General features: G+C 61.1%; 17 protein-coding genes and 2 pseudogenes. 6 read left to right on the plus strand and 13 right to left on the minus strand.

Going from position 1 to position 19,204, the window contains the following annotated elements; all coding sequences use genetic code 11:
- Positions 1–18: 18 nt before the first annotated feature.
- From BHE01S_RS12275 to BHE01S_RS12325, 11 genes are all read right to left on the minus strand, one after another.
- Positions 19–426 carry a GFA family protein gene (locus BHE01S_RS12275; protein WP_052405866.1) on the minus strand — a complete coding sequence of 136 codons (408 nt, stop codon included), beginning with the start codon at positions 424–426 and terminating at the stop codon, positions 19–21.
- A gap of 41 nt (positions 427–467) precedes the next feature.
- Positions 468–1,844, minus strand: a complete 1,377-nt coding sequence (locus tag BHE01S_RS12280) for an NAD-dependent succinate-semialdehyde dehydrogenase (RefSeq protein WP_042264228.1) — start codon at positions 1,842–1,844, stop codon at positions 468–470.
- 51 nt (positions 1,845–1,895) lie between these two features.
- Positions 1,896–2,852 (minus strand): electron transfer flavoprotein subunit alpha/FixB family protein, encoded by a 957-nt coding sequence (locus tag BHE01S_RS12285; protein WP_042264230.1) that lies wholly within the window; start codon positions 2,850–2,852, stop codon positions 1,896–1,898.
- A gap of 13 nt (positions 2,853–2,865) precedes the next feature.
- Positions 2,866–3,615 carry an electron transfer flavoprotein subunit beta/FixA family protein gene (locus BHE01S_RS12290; RefSeq protein WP_042264233.1) on the minus strand — a complete coding sequence of 250 codons (750 nt, stop codon included), beginning with the start codon at positions 3,613–3,615 and terminating at the stop codon, positions 2,866–2,868.
- Positions 3,616–3,646: 31 nt separating this feature from the next.
- The gene (locus BHE01S_RS12295) at positions 3,647–4,447 is read right to left on the minus strand and encodes an enoyl-CoA hydratase/isomerase family protein (RefSeq protein ID WP_042264234.1); all 801 of its coding nucleotides are present in this window, start codon (positions 4,445–4,447) and stop codon (positions 3,647–3,649) included.
- Positions 4,440–4,937 (minus strand): acyl-CoA thioesterase, encoded by a 498-nt coding sequence (locus BHE01S_RS12300; RefSeq protein WP_245639719.1) that lies wholly within the window; start codon positions 4,935–4,937, stop codon positions 4,440–4,442. Before BHE01S_RS12300 ends, BHE01S_RS12295 begins: the two co-directional genes overlap by 8 nt.
- Positions 4,919–5,713, minus strand: a complete 795-nt coding sequence (locus BHE01S_RS12305) for a citryl-CoA lyase (RefSeq protein WP_042264236.1) — start codon at positions 5,711–5,713, stop codon at positions 4,919–4,921. Before BHE01S_RS12305 ends, BHE01S_RS12300 begins: the two co-directional genes overlap by 19 nt.
- A 15-nt stretch (positions 5,714–5,728) precedes the next feature.
- Positions 5,729–7,261, minus strand: coding sequence for an AMP-binding protein (locus BHE01S_RS12310; RefSeq protein WP_042264237.1), 1,533 nt, complete (start codon positions 7,259–7,261; stop codon positions 5,729–5,731).
- Positions 7,251–8,414: an acyl-CoA dehydrogenase family protein gene (locus tag BHE01S_RS12315; protein WP_042264239.1), complete on the minus strand. Its 1,164-nt coding sequence runs from the start codon at positions 8,412–8,414 to the stop codon at positions 7,251–7,253. The genes BHE01S_RS12310 and BHE01S_RS12315 overlap by 11 nt, the downstream gene beginning before the upstream one ends.
- Positions 8,415–8,537: 123 nt before the next feature.
- Positions 8,538–9,188: a flavin reductase family protein gene (locus tag BHE01S_RS12320; RefSeq protein WP_042264241.1), complete on the minus strand. Its 651-nt coding sequence runs from the start codon at positions 9,186–9,188 to the stop codon at positions 8,538–8,540.
- A gap of 58 nt (positions 9,189–9,246) precedes the next feature.
- Entirely contained in the window at positions 9,247–10,554 is a 1,308-nt protein-coding gene (locus tag BHE01S_RS12325; protein ID WP_042264552.1) for an MFS transporter, read from the minus strand.
- Positions 10,555–11,020: 466 nt separating this feature from the next.
- Between BHE01S_RS12325 and BHE01S_RS12330 the strand changes: the two genes are divergently transcribed.
- Complete coding sequence (locus BHE01S_RS12330; RefSeq protein WP_042264243.1) at positions 11,021–12,097, plus strand: LacI family DNA-binding transcriptional regulator; 1,077 nt, start codon at positions 11,021–11,023, stop codon at positions 12,095–12,097.
- A gap of 93 nt (positions 12,098–12,190) precedes the next feature.
- On the opposite strand, the gene BHE01S_RS12335 is transcribed toward BHE01S_RS12330, so the two are convergent.
- Entirely contained in the window at positions 12,191–12,748 is a 558-nt protein-coding gene (locus tag BHE01S_RS12335) for a RidA family protein (protein ID WP_322787297.1), read from the minus strand.
- A 1,480-nt stretch (positions 12,749–14,228) separates the two neighbouring features.
- Between BHE01S_RS12335 and BHE01S_RS12340 the strand changes: the two genes are divergently transcribed.
- The 4 genes and pseudogenes from BHE01S_RS12340 (at position 14,229) to BHE01S_RS39035 (ending at position 17,192) form a co-directional block, all read left to right on the plus strand.
- Entirely contained in the window at positions 14,229–14,465 is a 237-nt protein-coding gene (locus tag BHE01S_RS12340; protein ID WP_042264246.1) for a type II toxin-antitoxin system ParD family antitoxin, read from the plus strand.
- Positions 14,462–14,800: a type II toxin-antitoxin system RelE/ParE family toxin gene (locus BHE01S_RS12345; RefSeq protein WP_042264249.1), complete on the plus strand. Its 339-nt coding sequence runs from the start codon at positions 14,462–14,464 to the stop codon at positions 14,798–14,800. Before BHE01S_RS12340 ends, BHE01S_RS12345 begins: the two co-directional genes overlap by 4 nt.
- A gap of 142 nt (positions 14,801–14,942) precedes the next feature.
- Positions 14,943–15,083 (plus strand): annotated as a pseudogene (locus BHE01S_RS39820) (helix-turn-helix domain-containing transcriptional regulator); the annotation flags it as partial.
- Between the two features lie 1,805 nt (positions 15,084–16,888).
- Positions 16,889–17,192: pseudogene (locus BHE01S_RS39035) on the plus strand (cupin).
- Positions 17,193–17,264: 72 nt separating this feature from the next.
- Here BHE01S_RS39035 and BHE01S_RS12355 read toward each other — a convergent pair.
- Positions 17,265–17,507 carry a hypothetical protein gene (locus tag BHE01S_RS12355; RefSeq protein ID WP_245639720.1) on the minus strand — a complete coding sequence of 81 codons (243 nt, stop codon included), beginning with the start codon at positions 17,505–17,507 and terminating at the stop codon, positions 17,265–17,267.
- A gap of 780 nt (positions 17,508–18,287) precedes the next feature.
- On the opposite strand from BHE01S_RS12355, the gene BHE01S_RS12360 reads away from it, so the two are divergent.
- Positions 18,288–19,121, plus strand: a complete 834-nt coding sequence (locus BHE01S_RS12360) for a DUF932 domain-containing protein (RefSeq protein WP_042264254.1) — start codon at positions 18,288–18,290, stop codon at positions 19,119–19,121.
- Positions 19,122–19,204 lie beyond the last annotated feature (83 nt).

A 19,204-nucleotide genomic window follows, 5' to 3' on the forward strand; every position in this document is an offset into this window, starting at 1 on the left:
TCGGCGGCCAGGCGGCAATCAGGGGCTTTGGGGAAAGCGCCTCGCGCCAGCGAACGGCTTGAACCATTTCACGGCACTGTCGGTATAGATCTCCGTTTGCGGAGCCGGCAGATCCTCCACGCTGTCGAGCGTGCCCGCCTTCACGATCACCTGCCCCGGCATCACCGCAACCTTCGTGATGATGGGAGACCCGCATTGCCCGCAAAAATGGCGATACGACGGCTGCCCACTGTCGCCCCTGTCTTCGAAGACCATCGTCTCACCGCGTTGCTCATAGTCGGCTTCGCTCACAAACAGGTTGAAAGAGAAGAGACTCCCGCTTTGCTTTTGGCAATGCCTGCAATGGCAGATCGCGGCTGCATGCGGCTCGGCCTTCAACACGTAACGCACCGCGCCGCACAGGCAGCCACCTTGTCGATACTGCATGATTCGTCTTCCTGATTGATGGTTTCGCGGTTCGTGTCGCCTCATACAGCATCAGCGACGCGTACCAGTTTGCGATTGAGGAATTCGCCGATGCCCAGTTCCGACAATTCACGTCCAAAACCGGAATTCTTGACGCCGCCGAAAGGCAATCCGGGCGAGTCGGCAAAGCAGGAATTGATGTACACCATGCCGGCCTCCAGACGCGACGCGACCTGTTTGGCGTGCTCGACGTCCGCATCGAAGACGAAGGCGCCCAGCCCGTACTTGCTGTCGTTCGCCAGTTCGATGGCCTCCTGCTCACTGTCCACCACGTAAAAGGACAGCACCGGGCCGAATGCCTCTTGTTGATAGAGCGGATTGTCTTTGGCAATCTCAGTGACGATCGTCGGTTCGAGATAGAAACCGGGGCGTGCAACGCGATTGCCGCCATGCACGATTCGCGCGCCCGCGGCCTTTGCGTCGTCGATCTGCCTGAGCAAGCCTTGCAGCGCACGTTCGCTGACGAGCGGGCCGAGCACGGTCGCCTCGTCGGTGGGGTCGCCAACCTTCAGCGCGGCAAACCGCTCCGCTAACGCGGCCAGCATTGCCTCGCCGCGCGCCTTGCCCACCACGATGACCCGCTTGATGTTGACGCAACCCTGCCCCGAGTTGAACGTGCGGCCCATTACGCACTGCTCGACCGCGAGGTCGAGAGACGCGCCTTCGAGAATCAGCGCAGGATCGCTGCCGCCCAGTTCGAGGATCACTTTCTTGAGATTACGTCCCGCGCGCTCCCCAACGGAGACGCCTGCGCGCTCGCTGCCCGTGAGCGCGACACCGCGCACGCGGAAATCCTCAATTAGCCGTGCGACCTGATCGACGCTGCAAAAGAGATTCGTGTACACGCCTTCCGGCGCGCCCGCCTCCTCGAAGAGCCGCGCGAACGCGAGCGCGCACTGCGGCACGTTTTCCGCATGCTTCATCAGCACGACGTTGCCCGCGATCAGTTGAGGCGCGGCGACGCGAGCCAGCTGATAGTACGGGAAATTCCAGGGTTCGATCGCGAGCAGCACGCCGATGGGTTCGGCGTGAAGCGAAGCGCCAGGCTCTCCCGGTACGGTTTGCGGCGCAAGAAATTTTTCGCCATTTGCCGCGTAGTAGTCGAGGATATCCGCGACCAGATCCACTTCCATATAGCTAAAGCGCGTGACCTTGCCCATTTCCAGCGTCGGATAGCGCGCGTATTCATCGCGCTTCTCGCGCAGGATCTTCGCGGCCCGCGCGACAATTCCGGCTCGCTCGGCCACCGGTCTGAACCTCCAGTCCTCGCGGTAGCGCTTGTCCGCTGCGCTCAGCGCGGCAAAGACCTGCTCGTCCGATTGCAGCGGATACTCCTTGACGACTTCTCCGGTAGCCGGATTGACCGTAACAAAGCTCATGTTCGTTGACTCCTGTTTTCGGGGTGTTTCTGGAAGATCGGCGTCACGCGTTCAGTGACGCCCGTTTAGCTCATTGACAAGCGAAGGGACAAGCTCGAACAGATCGCCAACGAGGCTGTAATCCGCGATGCTGAAAATGGGCGCCTCTTCATCCTTGTTGATCGCGACGATCACCTTCGAGTCCTTCATGCCCGCGAGGTGCTGAATTGCGCCGGAGATGCCGACCGCCACGTACAGTTGCGGTGCGACGATCTTCCCGGTCTGGCCGACCTGGTAGTCGTTCGGCACAAAGCCTGCGTCGACAGCGGCGCGCGAGGCACCGAGTGCGGCACTGAGCGTGTCCGCAAGCGGTGCCAGAACCTTCGTGTAGTTTTCGCCGCTGCCAAGACCACGGCCGCCTGAGACAACGATCTTCGCGCTCGTGAGCTCCGGACGGTCGAGCTTCGTCACCTCACGGCCAATGAACTGCGAGAGACCGCTGCCTGCGGGCGCTTCGATGGTATCGATCGCCGCGCCACCGCCTTCGGCCGACGCCGCGTCGAACGCTGTGGCGCGCACGGTAATCACCTTGATCGCGTCCGACGACTGCACGGTCAGCACCGCATTGCCCGCGTAGATCGGCCGTTCGAACGTGTCGGCGCTCGCGACGGCGGTGATTTCGCTGATCTGTGCGACATCGAGCTTTGCGGCGATGCGCGGCGTGACATTCTTTCCCCACGCGTTCGCCGGTGCCACGATATGCGTGTATTGATTAGCAATACTAATCACTGTCGTCTCGACGTCTTCCGCCAGACCGGGCTCGAGTTGCGGCGCATCCGCGAGCCGTACCCTTGCAACGCCAGCGATCTTCGCGGCCTGCTGCGCTACGCCTTGTGCGTTGCAACCCGCCACCAGCACGTGCACCTCACCGCCGGTGAACCTGCCAAGCTCGCACGCTGCGGCCACCGTGTTGAATGTCGCGGCCTTGAGCGCAGTGTTGTCGTGTTCAGCAATAACCAGAATCGTCATTTTCCACCGCTCCTCACAGCACCTTGGCTTCGGTCTTCAACTTCTCGACCAGCGTCTTCACGTCCGCAACCTGCACGCCCGCGTTGCGCTTCGCAGGCTCGGCCACTTTCAGCGTCCTCAAACGCGGCAAGACATCAACGCCCAGGTCTTCCGGCTTGACCGTTTCCAGCGGCTTCTTCTTCGCCTTCATGATGTTCGGCAGCGTGACGTAGCGCGGTTCGTTCAGACGCAGGTCCGTTGTGACGATTGCAGGCAACGTGAGCGCCAGCGTTTCAGCGCCGCCGTCCACTTCGCGCGACACGATGGCCTTGCCGTCGGCAACGACGACCTTCGAGGCGAACGTGGCTTGCGGCAGACTCGCCAGCGCGGCAAGCATCTGGCCGGTCTGGTTCGCATCGTCGTCAATCGCCTGCTTGCCGAGGATCACGAGCGCCGGCCGCTCCCTGTCGGCGATCGCTTTCAGCAGTTTCGCGACCGCGAGCGGCTGCAGGTCTTGCTCCGTTTCGACGAGGATTGCCCGGTCCGCCCCGATCGCCAGCGCCGTACGTAACGTCTCCTGACAACTCGCGACGCCGCATGAAACGGCAACGACTTCGTCCGCTACACCCGCTTCCTTCAGGCGCACCGCTTCTTCAACGGCAATTTCGTCGAACGGGTTCATCGACATCTTGACGTTCGCGAGATCGACGCCGGATTGATCCGCCTTCACGCGGATCTTCACGTTCGCGTCCACCGACCGTTTTACCGATACCAACACCTTCACTTTTCTCTCCTTCGATTGCCTGCGCTGCTCGTCAGCACCCGGCGCCTTGTTCGGCGTTTCGCTTGAACTCGTCCCAGAAGCCGGCGTACTCCGGCGCCCGCTTTTCGTTGAAGGCCGCGAGTCCCTCCTGCCACTCCTTCTTCGGAACATCGAGCGGCGAGACGAGCACGCGATGCCAATCCACCGCCGCATGCGCGCAGAGGTTCAGTTTCGCCGCCTTGAGCGCGCCTGGCGGCACGGACTCCACGATCTGCTCTGCCAGAGACAATGCCCCTTCGAGCACCTGGTCTGCCGGCATGACCTGATTGACGAGGCCCATAGCCAATGCTTCCGGTGCCCAGACACGCCGACGGGTCAATATCAGTTCGTACGCCCTGCGGATGCCGACCACGCGAGGGAGCAACGCAAGACCCGTATTCGGGATCACGCCATGTCCCAGCTCCGGCATCGCAAACCACGCCGGCTCGGCCGCCACGACAAGATCGCACGCGAGCGTGAGTTCCATGCCGCCGCCCAGTGCCGCACCGTTGACCGCGGCGATCATTGGCCGGTCGAAGCCGGCAATGCGTTTGAAAAACACCGCTGGATCTTCGTCCGGGTCGGGGCATTCCATCCACCCGTTGCGCAAATCGTCGATGTTCGCGCCAGCGCAAAACGCGTTACCTGCGGCCGCGATCACGACGCCGCGAACGCCGTCCTGTAATGCCGTATCCAGCGCACCCGACAGTCCGCGTACGATCTCCCGCGACAACGCATTGCGCCGCCCGGGATCGTTGAGCGTGACGATGGCGATTTCGCCGCGCCTCTCGTACAGAACCTTGTGCTCACTCATCAGCCGTCTCCTTGCCAACGCCGTTGGGCAAAAGATGCGTACGCAATTCAGGCGCTATTCGATGCGGGCGTCCGGTTTTGCCGTGCATCAGCACACACACGGCTTCCGCGACGCCATAGCAATTGTCGCGGGTCTCGTCGAACAGCCCCTGGCGCACCCTGAACGACGTGTTTCCCACTTCCACGACCGTGCTTCCGACGTACACGCGTCCAGGGAAGTACAATTCGGCACCGAACTCGATCAGCAGTCTCACGACAGCCAGGTTCGCACCTCCCATCAACGCGCGAATCGGTGGGGGCGCAAAGATTTCCATGCGCGCCGACTCGAATAACGTTGCAATCGAGGCGTTATTGACGTGTCTGAACTGATCGGTATCCGCGTTCCTGAGCTTCTCTTCCGTCCAGAAGCGCAATGCTTCGCGCCGCACATGCAGGCGTTGCGTTGAGGGCGGCGCGTTCGCTTCGATTGAGCTCATCGTTGTTCCTCGCACTCGCCCGGAACCAGATGCGCACTCGCCTCATGTTCGGTACGCAGATAGAGCGCCGTAGCAAGCGGCTGACGCATTTCCTCGAGGATGTGCCCCACGAGCCCCACCGCGCGCGCCGAAACCGCGAGTCCGCGACAAATGCGCCATGGAATGCCCATCTCCGATGCCACGGCAGCCATCGCGCCCGTGACGTTCACCGGCAACGACCGATTGAGCGTCTTTTCGGCTTCGTTCCCGATCGCCGACATGAGCCGAATGTACGGGCCGTCGTATCCGTTTTCGCGCGCGACCCTGAAGAGCGCGGGCGCACGCGGATCAATGGGCTTATGAAACGGATGCCCGATGCCCGGCAGGATCTCTTTGCGTGCGCGATAGTCCTCTACGATGCGTCGCGCGAGCGTGTCAATGTCCGGTACGTTACCGGAGTCCGGTAGCGACTCCTGGAGCAGCCGCGCTGCGTTGTCGAGCGATCCGACAAAGACGGAACCCAGTCCCAGCAATCCCGCAGCGACGGCAGCCTGAACCGCCTCGGGTGCGCCCGCGTAGGTCATGCGTGTGGCGAGCGACGACGGCGTGATGCCGTGCTCGACCAGAATGACCATCATCGCGTTGAACACGCGCAATTCGTGCGCTTCGGGTAGGCGTGCGAATAATTGAAGAAACGCCATTTGCCCGAAGTCGATCTTGCCGACGATCTCCTCACACAGATCGAGGCCGTGAACGACCACCCTGGTCGGCGTGGCCCACGCAATATCCGAACGAATTTCAGCTTGCTTCATGATCAATGTCCTGTGTTAGACCGATGACGGTTGAGTCAGACCCAGGCATTCGGAAGCCATTTCCCGCAATACGTTCTTCAGAATCTTTACGCCGTTGGGTCCTTCATGTTGTGGGAATGCGTCGACAGTCAGGACGCGACGCGGCGCCTTGAACGCGGCAATCCCCGCCCTGCAATAAGCGAGTAGCTCTTCTTCTGTTGCCGGGGTGGCCGAGCCGCGCACGAAGGCGACAGCCACGTCCCCTTCGCCTTCGACGTGCACCCCGACGACCTGTGCGGCCAGCACGCCAGGGTGATGCGCAAGGAAGTCTTCGATTTCGGCGGGATCGACGAGATAGCCGCGCAGACGCAGACTGTCCCGAATGCGGCTCACGTAGCAGAACGCGCCGCCCTCGGCCCAGGCAAGGTCGCCGGTCCTGAACCACCCATCCGCGGTGAACGCACTCGCTGTCGCCGCGGGGTTGTTCAGATAGCCGGCCATCACGTTGTAGCCGCGCAGCTGCAGTTCGCCCTGTTGCCGATCAGGCATTGGCGCGCCGCTCACGGGATCGACGATACGAAACGAGATGTCGGGCGAAACGGGTGTACCTCCGGGCAGGCCTCGCTGCCCGGCATCGCCTTCCGGGTCGCGAACCGCCGTCATCGCGAAGCATTCGGACATGCCGTACAGGCCCGTCAGTCGCACGCCCCATGCGTCCCATGCGCGAGCCATGATGCCGCTGCCAAGGCCCGCATATTCGGCGAAGGCACCGCTGCGCCACGTAGCCAGCGAGTAGTCTCGGGCATCGAGCACCATGTCGAACATCGCGTCCGAACCGAAGAAGTGCGTCACGCCGTGCCGCTCGATGGCTGCGGCGGCCGCTTCCGCCTTGAACACGGGCAGCAGCACACAGGCGGCCCCCGACGCGAGCGCCGCGACGGCCTGTACGAAGCCCAGCACGCCGTATAGCGGGAGCGCGCACAGCACGACATCCGCCACGCGCATATCGTTGAACCGGCCGACGTTGCGCGCATGCCGTGCAATCGCGCCCGCCGTGTGGGCGGCAAGCTTGGGCTGTCCCGTCGTGCCCGATGTCATGAAGGTGCAAAGCAGATCAGTGTCGCGCCCTTCCCAGCGCGGGTATGGCTCGAACCGCTCCCAATCGGGAACGTCGAACTGCGCTACCGCTACAACATGCTGCAGCACCTCGCACGACGCCTTGATCTCATTGGCGGCGCCCGCGTAGTCGAAGTCGAGGAAGCGCTGCGGCACTACGAGCACGCGTGCGTTCGCGATGTCCACGACGTGCTGTGCCTCGCGCAGCCTGAATCGCGTGCTGACGGGAATCATCAATGCGCCGAGTTGCGCGCATGCGAATAGCAATTGCATCCAAACGGCGCCGTCGGGCAGCCACACCGCTACCGTATCGCCGCGTCTGATGCCGAGCGCGTACAGAAACGACGCCGCCCTGCGCGATGCGATTGCCAGTTCACCACGCGTGAGCGTTCGTTCTCCGTGATACAGCGCCACGAGATCGTCATTGCCCGATTCGAGCAGGTCAAAGGCCATGGCGACCTCCGGCTGTGGCAAACGCCGCGCGCGCGATCTGGATACGCTGCATTTCCGATGTGCCTTCGCCGATGCGGAACGCGCGCGCGTCACGGTAGAAGCGCTCGATAGGCAGCTCGGTCATATAACCCATGCCGCCGAAGATCTGCAGCACGCGATCCGTGACGCGGCATCCCATCTCGCTCGCGTACAGCTTCGCGCGGCACGCTGCGACGTGCGCACGCGGGTCCTTTTCCTCGATCATCTCCGCTGCCGCTTTAATCAGCATGCGCGCCGCTTCGATTTCGACATCGTTGTCGGCGACCATGAACTGGATCGCCTGATGCTGCGAGAGATTCGCGCCAAACGCCTTTCGCTCAAGTGCGTACTCGCAGGCCATCGACTGCGCGCGTGCGGACAGACCCAGCGAGCGGCTCGCGGAAAGCAGCCGATCCTGGTTGATCGACTGCATCATGCCGAGGAAGCCTGCGTCCGGTTCTCCGAGCAGATCTTCGTCGGCAACGAAGCAGTTTTCGAGCGTAAAGCCATTGAGGTGGTATCCGCGCCAACCCATCTTCCGGTAGCGCGTCATGCCCACGACGCCCGGATTGCCTCGCCTGACGATGAACGTGGAAAGCTTGTTCTTCAGCGGCGCCGACGGCGCCGTGACAGCGAGAACGATGATGTAATCGGCTGTTTCCGCGTGCGAGATGAAGTGCTTGCTCCCGTTGAGCACCCACCCTCCCGCCGTTTTCTCCGCTCTCGTGCGCAGCCCGCCAAGATCCGATCCGGCGTTAGGCTCGGTCAGCGCATAGGTGACGATTTTTCTGCCCGAGAGAATGTCCGGCAGAAGTTCGTCTCGCTGACGAGCGTTGGCCTGGCTCAGTTGCAGAGGCAGATGGCCGAACACTTCGCTCAACGGCACCGACGTGTACGTGAGCTCTTCGAGAATGGCCACTTTAGCCTCCGCCGAGAGGCCAGGACCGCCGATACTTTCCGGAAGGTTGAAGCCATAGAGGCCCAGCGCCGCGACTTCCGAGCGCAGTTGCGCGAGCAGTTCCATGCTGACGTCATCGTCTGCTTCGATTTGCTGCTCTAGAGGGACGAGCCGGTTACGCACGAATCGACGTGCGGTCTCCCGGATCATGGACACTTCGTTATCGGTCTGAATCATGATGCTCTCTTTATCGAAAACGATTTCGATACAGGACGCACTCAAGCTTCGGGTGCGAAATATCGCGATCGTTTCTGGTCAGGAATTTGGGGAATGCGCGGCGGACTGAGCCGCACGCCGTAGTTAGATCGTCGGGCGGTACATCTGGAACATCTCGCCAATCTGCGCGTAGTCGCCGAGATAGCCCGCGCGCATGACCGACTGCGCCGCATGCGTGTCGAAGAGACCGTTCTTCAGATAGGCCTTCTGGATGTGCACACCCACTACCTGGCCGAGAACCAGCCAGTTGTCGGTCGGCTGCCCACCCAGATCGCCCAGTTGCGTGATCTGCAGGAGCCTGCATTCAAACGCCGCCGGCGTCTCGCCCACATGCGGAACAGACACGTTACGGCCTGCAACGGGCGTCAGTTCCGCCAGTTCGAACTCGTCGACATCGGGGGCGACTGGCGCCGACGTGCGGTTCATCCGCTCGGCCAACGGACGCGTGGCGAGATTCCACACGAACTCGCGTGTCTGCTCGATATTGCGCAAGCTGTCTTTGCGGCCCTCGCTGCAAAAGCCGATGATCGGAGGCACCGAAGCAAATGCACCGAAAAAACTATACGGCGCGAGATTCGGTTGACCGCTCGCCGAGCGGGTCGATATCCAGCCGATCATGCGCGGAGCAACGATCGCCTTGAACGGATCATGTGGCAAGCCGTGCCCTTTCGCCGGATCGTAAAACTCCACGGCCGATACGGACTCCCATACCTCGGCCCCTGATTCACTGCTCATGCATGCCTCCAGTGTTCAACATTCAGATCCGAACGGCGCGACCTGCAAGGTCAGACCGCTAGCGCCGGCTCGAGCCGGCCTGTTCCAGTAAGTTCACCTGATCGTATGACTCGTCGCCAGGTGTAACGCGAGTGAGATCGAGGCCGCGCGTTTCGGGGAGAAAGCCCAACGCAATCAGCGCGCAGGAGTAACCCACCAGCGAGAACACAGCGATGGAACCCACCATGCCTATGCGATCCGCCACCACGCCCACAGCGGCTACGCTCAGCGCGCCCAGCGACTTGCCGATGTTGTATGAAAAGCCCATGCACGTCGTGCGGATTTCGGTTGGGAACAGTTCCGATAGCATTGGCCCAAGCCCCGCAAACGCGCCGTTGATGCCCATCCCGACGGGTAGCCCTAGCGCCGCCAACACCCATGCATCCAACGGTACGAACAGATAGCAACCGGTCAGCAACAAGGAAAAGAGACACACCGCGATCGCACTGGTTCGGCGCCCGACGGCGTCGTTAAGGTACGCGAAGCCCACTTGCCCGATGAACGAGCCGATACTCATCATCGTCGCCATCACGGCGACCGTGGAGGCAGGCAGGTGGCGCACCTGGACCAGCATCGTGGGCAGCCAGATCATCAGCGCATAGCTGCTCGCCTGCAGGCCGGTCACGAGGAGTGCGGCAAGAAAGCTCGCGCGCCGCACGTCGCTGCGAAACGAAGAACGCCACGTCGCGACGATCGCGCCACCGGTCGTCCTTTTCATTTCCCGGAACACTTCCGGCTCGGGAATGTATCTCCGGATCACCAGCACGATCAGCGCAGGAATGACGCCAATCCAGAAGGCCGAGCGCCACGCAATTCCGGAAGGCAGCCGCGCGAGAAGCACCCCTGTGACAATCGCCGCAAGCGTCCAACCCACGGAGAACCCGCTTTGCACGAGGCCGAGCGCTCTTCCGCGATGTTTCGGGTTGATCGCTTCCGCCATCAACGCGGCGCCGACTGCCCATTCGGCACCGAACCCCACGCCCTGCAACGCGCGCACGATCAACAACTGATGATACGAGTTGGTCAGCCCCGCCAGGACGCTGAACGCCGTGAACCAGATGATCGATCCCGTCAAGACGCGTACGCGCCCGTGACGATCGCTCAGGATCCCTGAAATCCAGCCACCGACCGCTGCGGCAAGCAGGGACGACGTCGCAATCAATCCCGCTTCGCTCTTTGAAAAGTGCCATGCCGCCATCAATGTCGGCAGGAGAAACGCCAGGACCTGATTGTCGAAACTATCCAGCGCCCAACCGAAAAAGCATCCCCAAAACGTCCGCCGCTCCGCAGGGGCGGCTGCTCGATACCAATCCAATGCCTGCACCATGATCTCCTCGTTGGAACCCTGCACCTGGACAGCCCCAGTCCTGCGATTCGAGTCGTTCTGCGGGCGACACGCCGTTGTTGCCTGGCGGTGGCGCTTCGCCTGCGGCTACATTCCGCGACGCTTTCGAAATCGATTTCGATGAAAAGATAGCAGCGGATAGGGAGAAATTCAAGCCTTGTCGAGCTAGCTTCGAAATCGTTTTTGTCAGTGGATATAGTGCGATTTCGCTGCTTGCCCCGCCACACGGGCTTGCGGGGAGGCCTGATCAGCGGGCCCAGAGGTACTCGCGTGCACCACATCAAAGGGTAAACACGGATCCGGAATCTCGCCCTACCGGCGAGCCAATCTCGAAATCGTTTCTCGACGCACGCTCATCGCCAGTTCATAACCACACGACGAGCAGCGTAGAATGTCGAAAATCGTTTTCGAAGCGTCGCCAAAGGCAGACTTGAGGAGAATCGCCGGGATGAACATCCAGGAATTTGCAGCCACGCTAAAGCTTTCGGTCAGCACGGTGTCGAAGGCTTTGAACGGCCGGGAAGACGTCAGCCCCGAGACTCGCAAGCGCGTACTGGAAGCCGCCGAGCGGCACGGTTTTTCTCCGGACCCGGCTGCGCGGCGCTTGCGCAGGCAATCGGCCGACACGATCGCCTTCGTAGTCTCGGCGCCGCAGACATCGTTTGCACACCCGTTCTTTCTCGACATGTTGATGGGCGTGAACGATGCGATGGATAACAGCGGCTATCAGGTCATCGTTGCTTCGGCGCGCAGCGTGGAAGCGGAAATCGACGTATTCAAGCGCCTCATCGAGCGCCAGCGTGTCGATGCGCTGCTCTTCGGGCGCACGCGCCGCCAGGACGAGCGCATTGCGTACCTGCTCGAACGCGATATTCCGTTTGTCGCTTTCGGAAGAAGCGAGACGTCCAGCGATTACCCGTATGTCGATATCGATCACCACGTCGTAGGCCGTGCGGGCTGTGCGCGATTCATCGCGCTGGGCCATCGTCGAATCGCGCTCGTACACGCGCCCGAGTACCTGATGTTCAGCCATTTCGAACACGAGGGCTATGCGGAAGCATTGCGCGCGGCACGAGTCAAATACGACCCGTCGCTTTGCGTCGAAACGGCGATATCGGAAGAAGGCGGCGCGGAAGCCGCGCGGCGGCTGCTCGCGCTCGCGGACCCGCCAACGGCCATTGTGTGCGGCCACGACCTGATTGCGTTGGGCGTGATGCGCGGCGTTGCGGAGACCGGGCGCGTGCCGGGCCGCGATATCGGCGTCATCGGAGGGGACAACCATCCGATCGGGCGCTACGTCCAGCCGTCGCTCACGACCTTTTCGGCCGAAACGCACCGCGCGGGCAAGCGGATGGCGGAAATGCTGCTCGAGCGGCTCGCAGGCAAGCCAGCGCAGGATCTCCAGGAAGTTTGGGCGCCAGAATTGATCGTCCGCGCCTCCGACGGCCCTCCTCGCGCTCAAACCGCGAGTCCCGCGCAGAGCAAGGCCAGTTCAAGCAGACGCTCACGCACGCTTCAGGCGTGAGTGCCGGCACTTTGGCGTTTGGCCCGCGCTGGGCGTCGATTCCGGCATCGGCCAACGCTGGAGGGACGCTCACGCCGCGCGGGACTGTGTTGCTTACGAGTCTGCGTCCTTCGCTGCGGCGTTGCCGCATAGCGCTATCGCACTGATCTCCACCTGCGCGTCGTAGTGCAGTTGCCCACAGGGAACGACGGTGCGGGCCGGGGCCGGGTCGCCAATGAACTCGCGGTATATCTCGTTGACGCGGGGCCAGGTTGCGATGTCAGGAACGTACACCTGGACGCTCAACAGCATGCCGATATCGCTTCCCGCCGCCAGAAGCACCTCACGCAGATTCGATAGCGCCTGCCGAACCTGCGCGTCTAGCCCCTCTGCGAGAACGGGATTGTCGCCCGGGACGAATGGCAGTTGCCCCGAAACAAAAACGAAACCGTTTGCCGTGGTTGCCTGCGCGTAATGCCCGCGCGGCACAGGTGCTTTTTCAGTCAGGATATGTTCAATCAAAAGGATCACCATTGAGTAGACGTATTGCAACAGGTCGCCAATGCGCGCTGTCTCAGCCCCGTAATGCATAGCCAGAGCAGCAGTTGAAAAAACGCGCTCGAAAACGATTTCGATTGACTTCACGATATCAGCGAACGACTCCAGGTTCAAGCAGGGAAAAGAATCCGGGACTTCGTTGCACGTCCAGCTCTGTTCGGTCGCCGGTGCCAGCTAGTTGAGGCTGGGCCGATGTAACTGCCGCCACACACGCGAGTCGTCGCCACTTCCCCGACACGTCGCGGCGAAAGATTGCGACCCAGAACCGCAACCTTGACCTGCACCATCAGGGTGTCCCTTCGCGCGTCGGACACATCTGTTACTTCATGGCCGTGCAGTAACTGACAGCCTCATTCATGCCGGATTCGAAAATATTCCTGATCCGCATGCGCTTGCGGTAACGAGCGCTGTTTGCTTCTCGATATTATTTCTACTGGGTCGGCATAGAACAGCGAAACCTCACGCTCCACTGTCATTTCGCGGTAGTCGCTGCATGCAGATCCATTGCAGGACTGCAGAGTGGCTTCCTGTCCAAGAAAAGCAGATCAATAGCGACCCCTGATCGTCGGCGGAAAGCCAAAGCCGGTCAGACGGGACGACTCCAGAAGCCTGAGCGAACGCGAAATGCAACGGCCTGCGGACGAGGTCATCCTCGCCGCGCCTGCGCCTCGGGAAGACACCATTTAGGACCAGTAGTCGCGTTTATCTGTCAGTCTGTCGCAAAGGGGTAGGTCCGATGGCGGATTGACATTCGGCCTAACAGTCATTGCGCGAAGCCAGCGAACAGGCACAGCGTGAAAGCACGACGCTCGACAGCACAAGAGTGTTCTCTTTTTATTATTAGCTATCCTACATAATATATGAATCGATGACTGGTATCAGGAAGTTCTGATCTCCAGTCAGTTCTCCGAGGGTTCAAGTGAACGTTTGTTGAAAGCGGGCAAATAGACAGTTAGTTGCGAGCGATGTCGCGATGTATCTTACGATGCAAAGTTGACGTATAAGAAATTAGCGAACTTTTGAGTGCACGCGTTTTCCACACGGCGCGCTTGAGCCCGATCGGCTATGTCCCGCTTTCGCGTCGAGGCAGTTGCGGCAGTCGGTGAGCGCGGCCGCGGGCCTTCACGCCGATTTTCCAAAACGCTGCCATACACGAGCGCAGCGCGCCTTGATGTGAACGCAGCTTGCGGGCGTCGTCTGGCGGTTTGGCAACGACCTTCCAAGCCGTCCACACGAGTTCGTAGCCCGCTCCAGCTCTCTAATGCGTGGTACGCACCCTCCTGGACCAGCGACCACACCCGCTTGACCTGACTCTCGCTGCACCTCGCCATGCGCCCCTTATCGTCGATGCTACGTCCGCCAGTGCGCAGTGCAACGATGCGGTCGTGCGTCGCCTTGGCCGTTGGTCGCCCCACCACCCACGCTTAACACTCAACAAAGCATTAAGTGGACTGGCGAGACATTCCGTCGCCGACCGCACGATTCTCCGGAAAGCCGCGCCAGATAAGGCTATTCGAACCGGTCAGACCACATCAGAACATCTCCGGAAAGATGATCTTGGCAAATTTTGCCAAAGCCTGATAGACTGGTTGCCATGAGCACGATGAACATTTCCCTCCCCGATTCGCTGAAGGAATACATCGACGAGCAGGTCGGCGAGTGCGGCTACGGCACGAGCAGCGAATACGTCCGCGAACTTATCCGTAAGGATCAGGATCGCAAACGCCTGCGCGCAATGCTCCTGCAGGGAGCGACTTCGGGCCTCGCGGATCCGGCCGATGCCGACTACTTCGAATCGCTGCGCGCCCGCGTGCGTACTTCGCGCAAATGACGGCCAAGCCCGTCATCCCGACCCGACTGGCCAGGCAGGACGTAGAAGACGAGCTGACCCACTACCTCGTGGACGAAGCTTCGGAACAGGCAGCACTCGGGTTCATTGCGGAGATCGAGCAGGCATACGCACATCTCGCCAAACACCCTAACATCGGCTCTCCCCGTTACGCATACGAACTGGGCATACCAGGCCTGCGCTCATGGTCTCTCGATCGCTACCCGCATCTGATCTTCTACATTGAGCGTAAGGATCACGTCGAGGTCTGGCGCGTGCTTAACGGCAAGCGTGATATTCCGGCGTGGCTGTTGAGCGATGACAGCGAGTTCCATTGACATCATCTGAACGGTGCAAAGCCCGCCAGTAGCCCTTGCCCGTCTAGCCTTCTTGAACCGTCCAACTTACGGGGTTCAGTTCACATCCGGCATCGCGGGCTTCTTCATTTTCAGGCCGTGACGAAAGCAAAAACCGTTTGACGCAGAACGCTCCCTGACTGACGAAGAGGCCATTCGGCGCTACCTCGCACAGTTGTTCGAAGCGGGCGACCCAGCGTTGCGCCAGCAAGCGCTCGGCAACGTTGCGCGGGCATTGGGGGTGAAGGACATCGCGCGGGGATGATGCACAAGGCCTTCGAGCGGACATTAACCGACAAACATGCCGGCTTCGATACCCGGCCTCACACCTGAGGCGTGCACCGATTCGGAGGCTAAGACAAAACTCTCTGCGCAATTACATAGGATCGCGAATAGTTTGAAATTCCATGGTTGAATTCACTAGTGCTGCGTGGCTGACATCGTTCGTCCACAATCCCTCCAGAGAAGGCTTCATCCTCGATGCGGCACTCGCCGATGGCAAGGTCCGTAACGAGTATTGAGACTCAAGCCGGCGCAGGGTGTGCGAGGTGCCAGACGCTCCTGACGCGCAGTTCGCTGCGCGGCATCAGGACGTCGGAGCAGTACGGCGTCGGCGCGCCAGCCGCACGCGTCGGCAGATACTCCTTTGCTTGAAGACCGGCCTTGTGCACCCTGCTGTGTCGGACGCGAAAATCCGGCAGACCGTTAGTGGCATTTTCCTGCCCGACCGTCACCGTGGGTGACAGCAGATGGCGGTTTAGTACTAGGCCCATAACGTCAAATAAACTCAGCCGGTCATTGGCTTTCTAGCCGAAACTTCGTTATCCGAGGCAGGAGTGCGTAGCTGGCCAGGAGAACGGAGTTTTTTGTATTCCTAAGTTAATGGGATTGTTGCGCACGTTGCGTCTCCGCTGACCGGTGGCTCCGAGCGCAATCATCGACCCGAGCCACGTCGGCGCATGTGCCACGACGAGGATCTCAAGACGCACCGTCCGGATTGCCTCGGCGAAACCCAGTTCCTCGTCAACCGTTGTGCGATCGAGGCGCCATTTCGAGGCGGCTGGTTCCGTCACACGTCACCTTTGGTCGCCTTGCGAAAACTTAAGCGATGCGCAGGCAAGATCTTCTGGCAATCCGCCCCACTCCCCTTCGACTGGGCTGCGGCGCTCCCAACGCGAAGTGACGGATTCATTCACGTAGTTGTGACTGACTCAATCTACGACATCTCGCGATTCACGCTCCACACTTCCGCCCTACACTCGGTCGCCCTCATGCAGTTGCGCTTCACTTCCTTCGCTCTAGCAAGCTTGTGGCGGGACCTTTACCAGCGGCAGTGCGCTCATGCGCGGCACACAAACAAATAGGGCAACCCCAAAGTTGCCCTACAATCCCCGCTCGCGGGGAGCGCTTCTTGAAAAACCTTACGGCTCCTCTAGCATTCACTCCCCGGCGAAGTCGGGGAACACATCGCCAAACTTGCAACTCTATAACTCAACCCCCGGTAAACCGAGGAACACATCGTCGTATTCCCAGCGCAAGCGGGCGTTGACCTTTAACCCCCGCAAATAACAGGGAAACCCTCGCCGCCAACTCGCTCTAGTTGACCTAACAACTTTAACATATACAGTGAGGTACGGGAATTTCTCATAAGTATCGTTGCAGCGTTGCAATGCTTCTTGAGAAGCAATGAACCGTGTCGCGACGGTCACTTGGGCACAATGGCAGCTGTTGATTTTCACGCAGTCTTAACCCACCGCCGAATATACGGACGCAGTCAAGACCTTCGAAAATGCACACCGATCTTGCTCATAGGCGGGAGTCCATGTACGGATATAAGTCCGCAACCACCCTCCTCGCCACACATAAACACCTTGCAAATGGGAGGCGACCATATAAGAAATGTCGCGTTTCTACCTCGGTAAGCTTGTCGGTTTCCTGCAAGACCATGGAGCCGTCCATGCACCGAAGCGCACTGGTGACATTGAGCATGCGAGAACTCGATCGTTTGAAGGTAATCCAGGCCGTCGTGGATTCGGGCGTGAAGCCCGGTCGCGCGACCGAACGTCCGCCATCCGCCGCCGCGGGTTCACATCAGACCGTGCATGGGGCGCACTTGACGTCGCAACGATGCTGGGCATCAGCGTGCGTCTGCACTGGACTGATCATCCATATAAGTGGCACGTGAACGATGGGAAGGAGCCATTGGCCGTTCTCGACCGAACGGTCGACATGCATCAACGCGAGGCGGAACAGGCGCATAGGGTGCAGACGGCACGCCGGTGGCGTTTTCCATGCCGGGGTGGGATGCGAACATGTTGTGCGCCCCCAGGGCGAAGCGCAGTTCTCGACATCGAACACAAAGACCAGCATCTGACCTTCACGCCCCGTATGCCGTACCGCCGTACCGCAATCCAGCGACCGGCCTGGCACCCGTCGCTGTACAAGATCAGTTCACGATCCGGCAGACACCCCAGGGTGTCGTGAGGATCTCCCCCGCCAGCAGCCGGACGTTTCCAACCGCACGCGCGCAGAACGTCACCATACGGCCATCCTCTTCGGTATAAGGCCCGATTTCCACGACCTCAAGCGCCAGGCCTTCCACCTGGATGCATGAGCCCGTGAACGCACTCGTTCGCTCCCGTTGCGCGAGCGCGCCCGCGAGTGTCAGGCGACGGGGGTTGTCCGCCATGTCGACATCGTCCGTTGATTCAGTCTCAGGTTGCACAGGCATGACTATGTCGTTGCTTGAACGGGGTCGCCATTGTAGTAAGCGCCTGAATCGCAGCCGTGCGGATGTCGTGCTGCACACGGGGTCTGCTGGCCGTCCAGACTTGTTCTCCTGAACGATGTGACCTGCCCGGCATTTCGGGCCTTGCGTCTGGAGACATACGCGGCACCGGCTTCCGGAGGCGCGTTGCGGACCGTTTCGCTCGCAACGCCCCGACTGACGGGCTATCGTGTTGCACATGACGGCCAACCGGACATCTCCCTCCACTCACGTTGCGGGCCGGGCTTTCGTGCATTCGCACCGGGGCCGCCTGCGGCGTCCCGGCCCTGCCGGGCTTCAATCCCTGACGCAACACCTCAGCCCCTGAAAAACCAGATCAGGTGGTGGCCGCACAGGCGGCCACCACGATCGCGCTCGCCGCGCGGCGGCTCATCCCGGTCAAACCCGGAGCTTCGCAGCCACCTGCCCCCTGAGTTCCCGCCCGACACCCACGACCGTAGCCGATGGCCGCCCGGCGTCAAGGGGCGAGGGACCGTGTTGCCCGCACCCCTCCCTCGCCTTTTTCCTTGACGCCGGGCGGCCATCGGCTCCTTGAGTCGCACGGGCGCGAACTCAGGGGACTGGCGGCACCACTGCCAAACCCCGGGTTCCACCGGGACGAGCCCAACCCCTACAAGGCGGGCGGAATCTTGGGGCCCGGTCAGCGCAACACCCCTCAACCTTTTTGCTGTGGAGAGTGTCATGCAACTCGCTTCCTCCTTCCGTTACGGTTCCCCGATGCTCCGCTCCGACTCGCCGCTGTCGGACGACCAGATCCGCCGTGTTGCTCCCTCGATTTTCGCGGACGGCAAGCATGAAAGCCGCTCCGAACGCTACACCTACATTCCCACCATCGACGTTCTGCGCGGTCTGCGTAACGAAGGCTTCCAGCCGTTCATGGTGTGCCAGACGCGCGTGCGTGATCAGGACAAGCGCGAGTTCACCAAGCATCTGATCCGCATGCGCCCTGCCAGCGAAATCACCGGCGAGGACGTCAACGAGGTCATCCTCCTCAATTCGCACGATGGAAGCAGCGGATTCCAGTTACTCGGTGGCGTGTATCGCTTCGTCTGCCAGAACGGCATGGTTGCGGGCGAAACCATTGGAGAGGTCCGTGTCCCGCACAGGGGCAACATCGTGCAGAACGTCATCGACGGCGCGTTCGACGTGCTCGACGGCTTCGACCTGATCCGCGAACAGAAGGACGGCATGAAAGCCCTCACGCTCGACCGCGACGAACAGTACGCGTTCGCGCGCTCCGCACTCGCGCTGCGCTACGCCCCGTCCGACACCGAAGCACCCACGCCCGTCACCGAAAGCCAGTTACTCGCCCCGCGTCGCTTCGAGGACCGCCGCGACGACCTCTGGACCGTATTCCAGAGAACACAGGAAAACCTCACCAAGGGCGGACTACATGGACGCTCGCGCAGCGGGCGCGCCATGTCCACCCGCCCCATCACCGGCATCGACCAGAACGTGAAGCTCAACCGCGCGCTATGGATGCTCGCTGACGCCATGCGGCAGATGAAGTCGTAGCGACCACTGGGTGGCGTACCGCGCCACCCACCATTCATTGATCAGAACTCCTTTCCGGATCAAGTCCTGAATCCTCCCGCAAT

This window comes from Paraburkholderia heleia NBRC 101817, assembly GCF_000739775.1.
GTDB classification, from domain to species: domain Bacteria; phylum Pseudomonadota; class Gammaproteobacteria; order Burkholderiales; family Burkholderiaceae; genus Paraburkholderia; species Paraburkholderia heleia.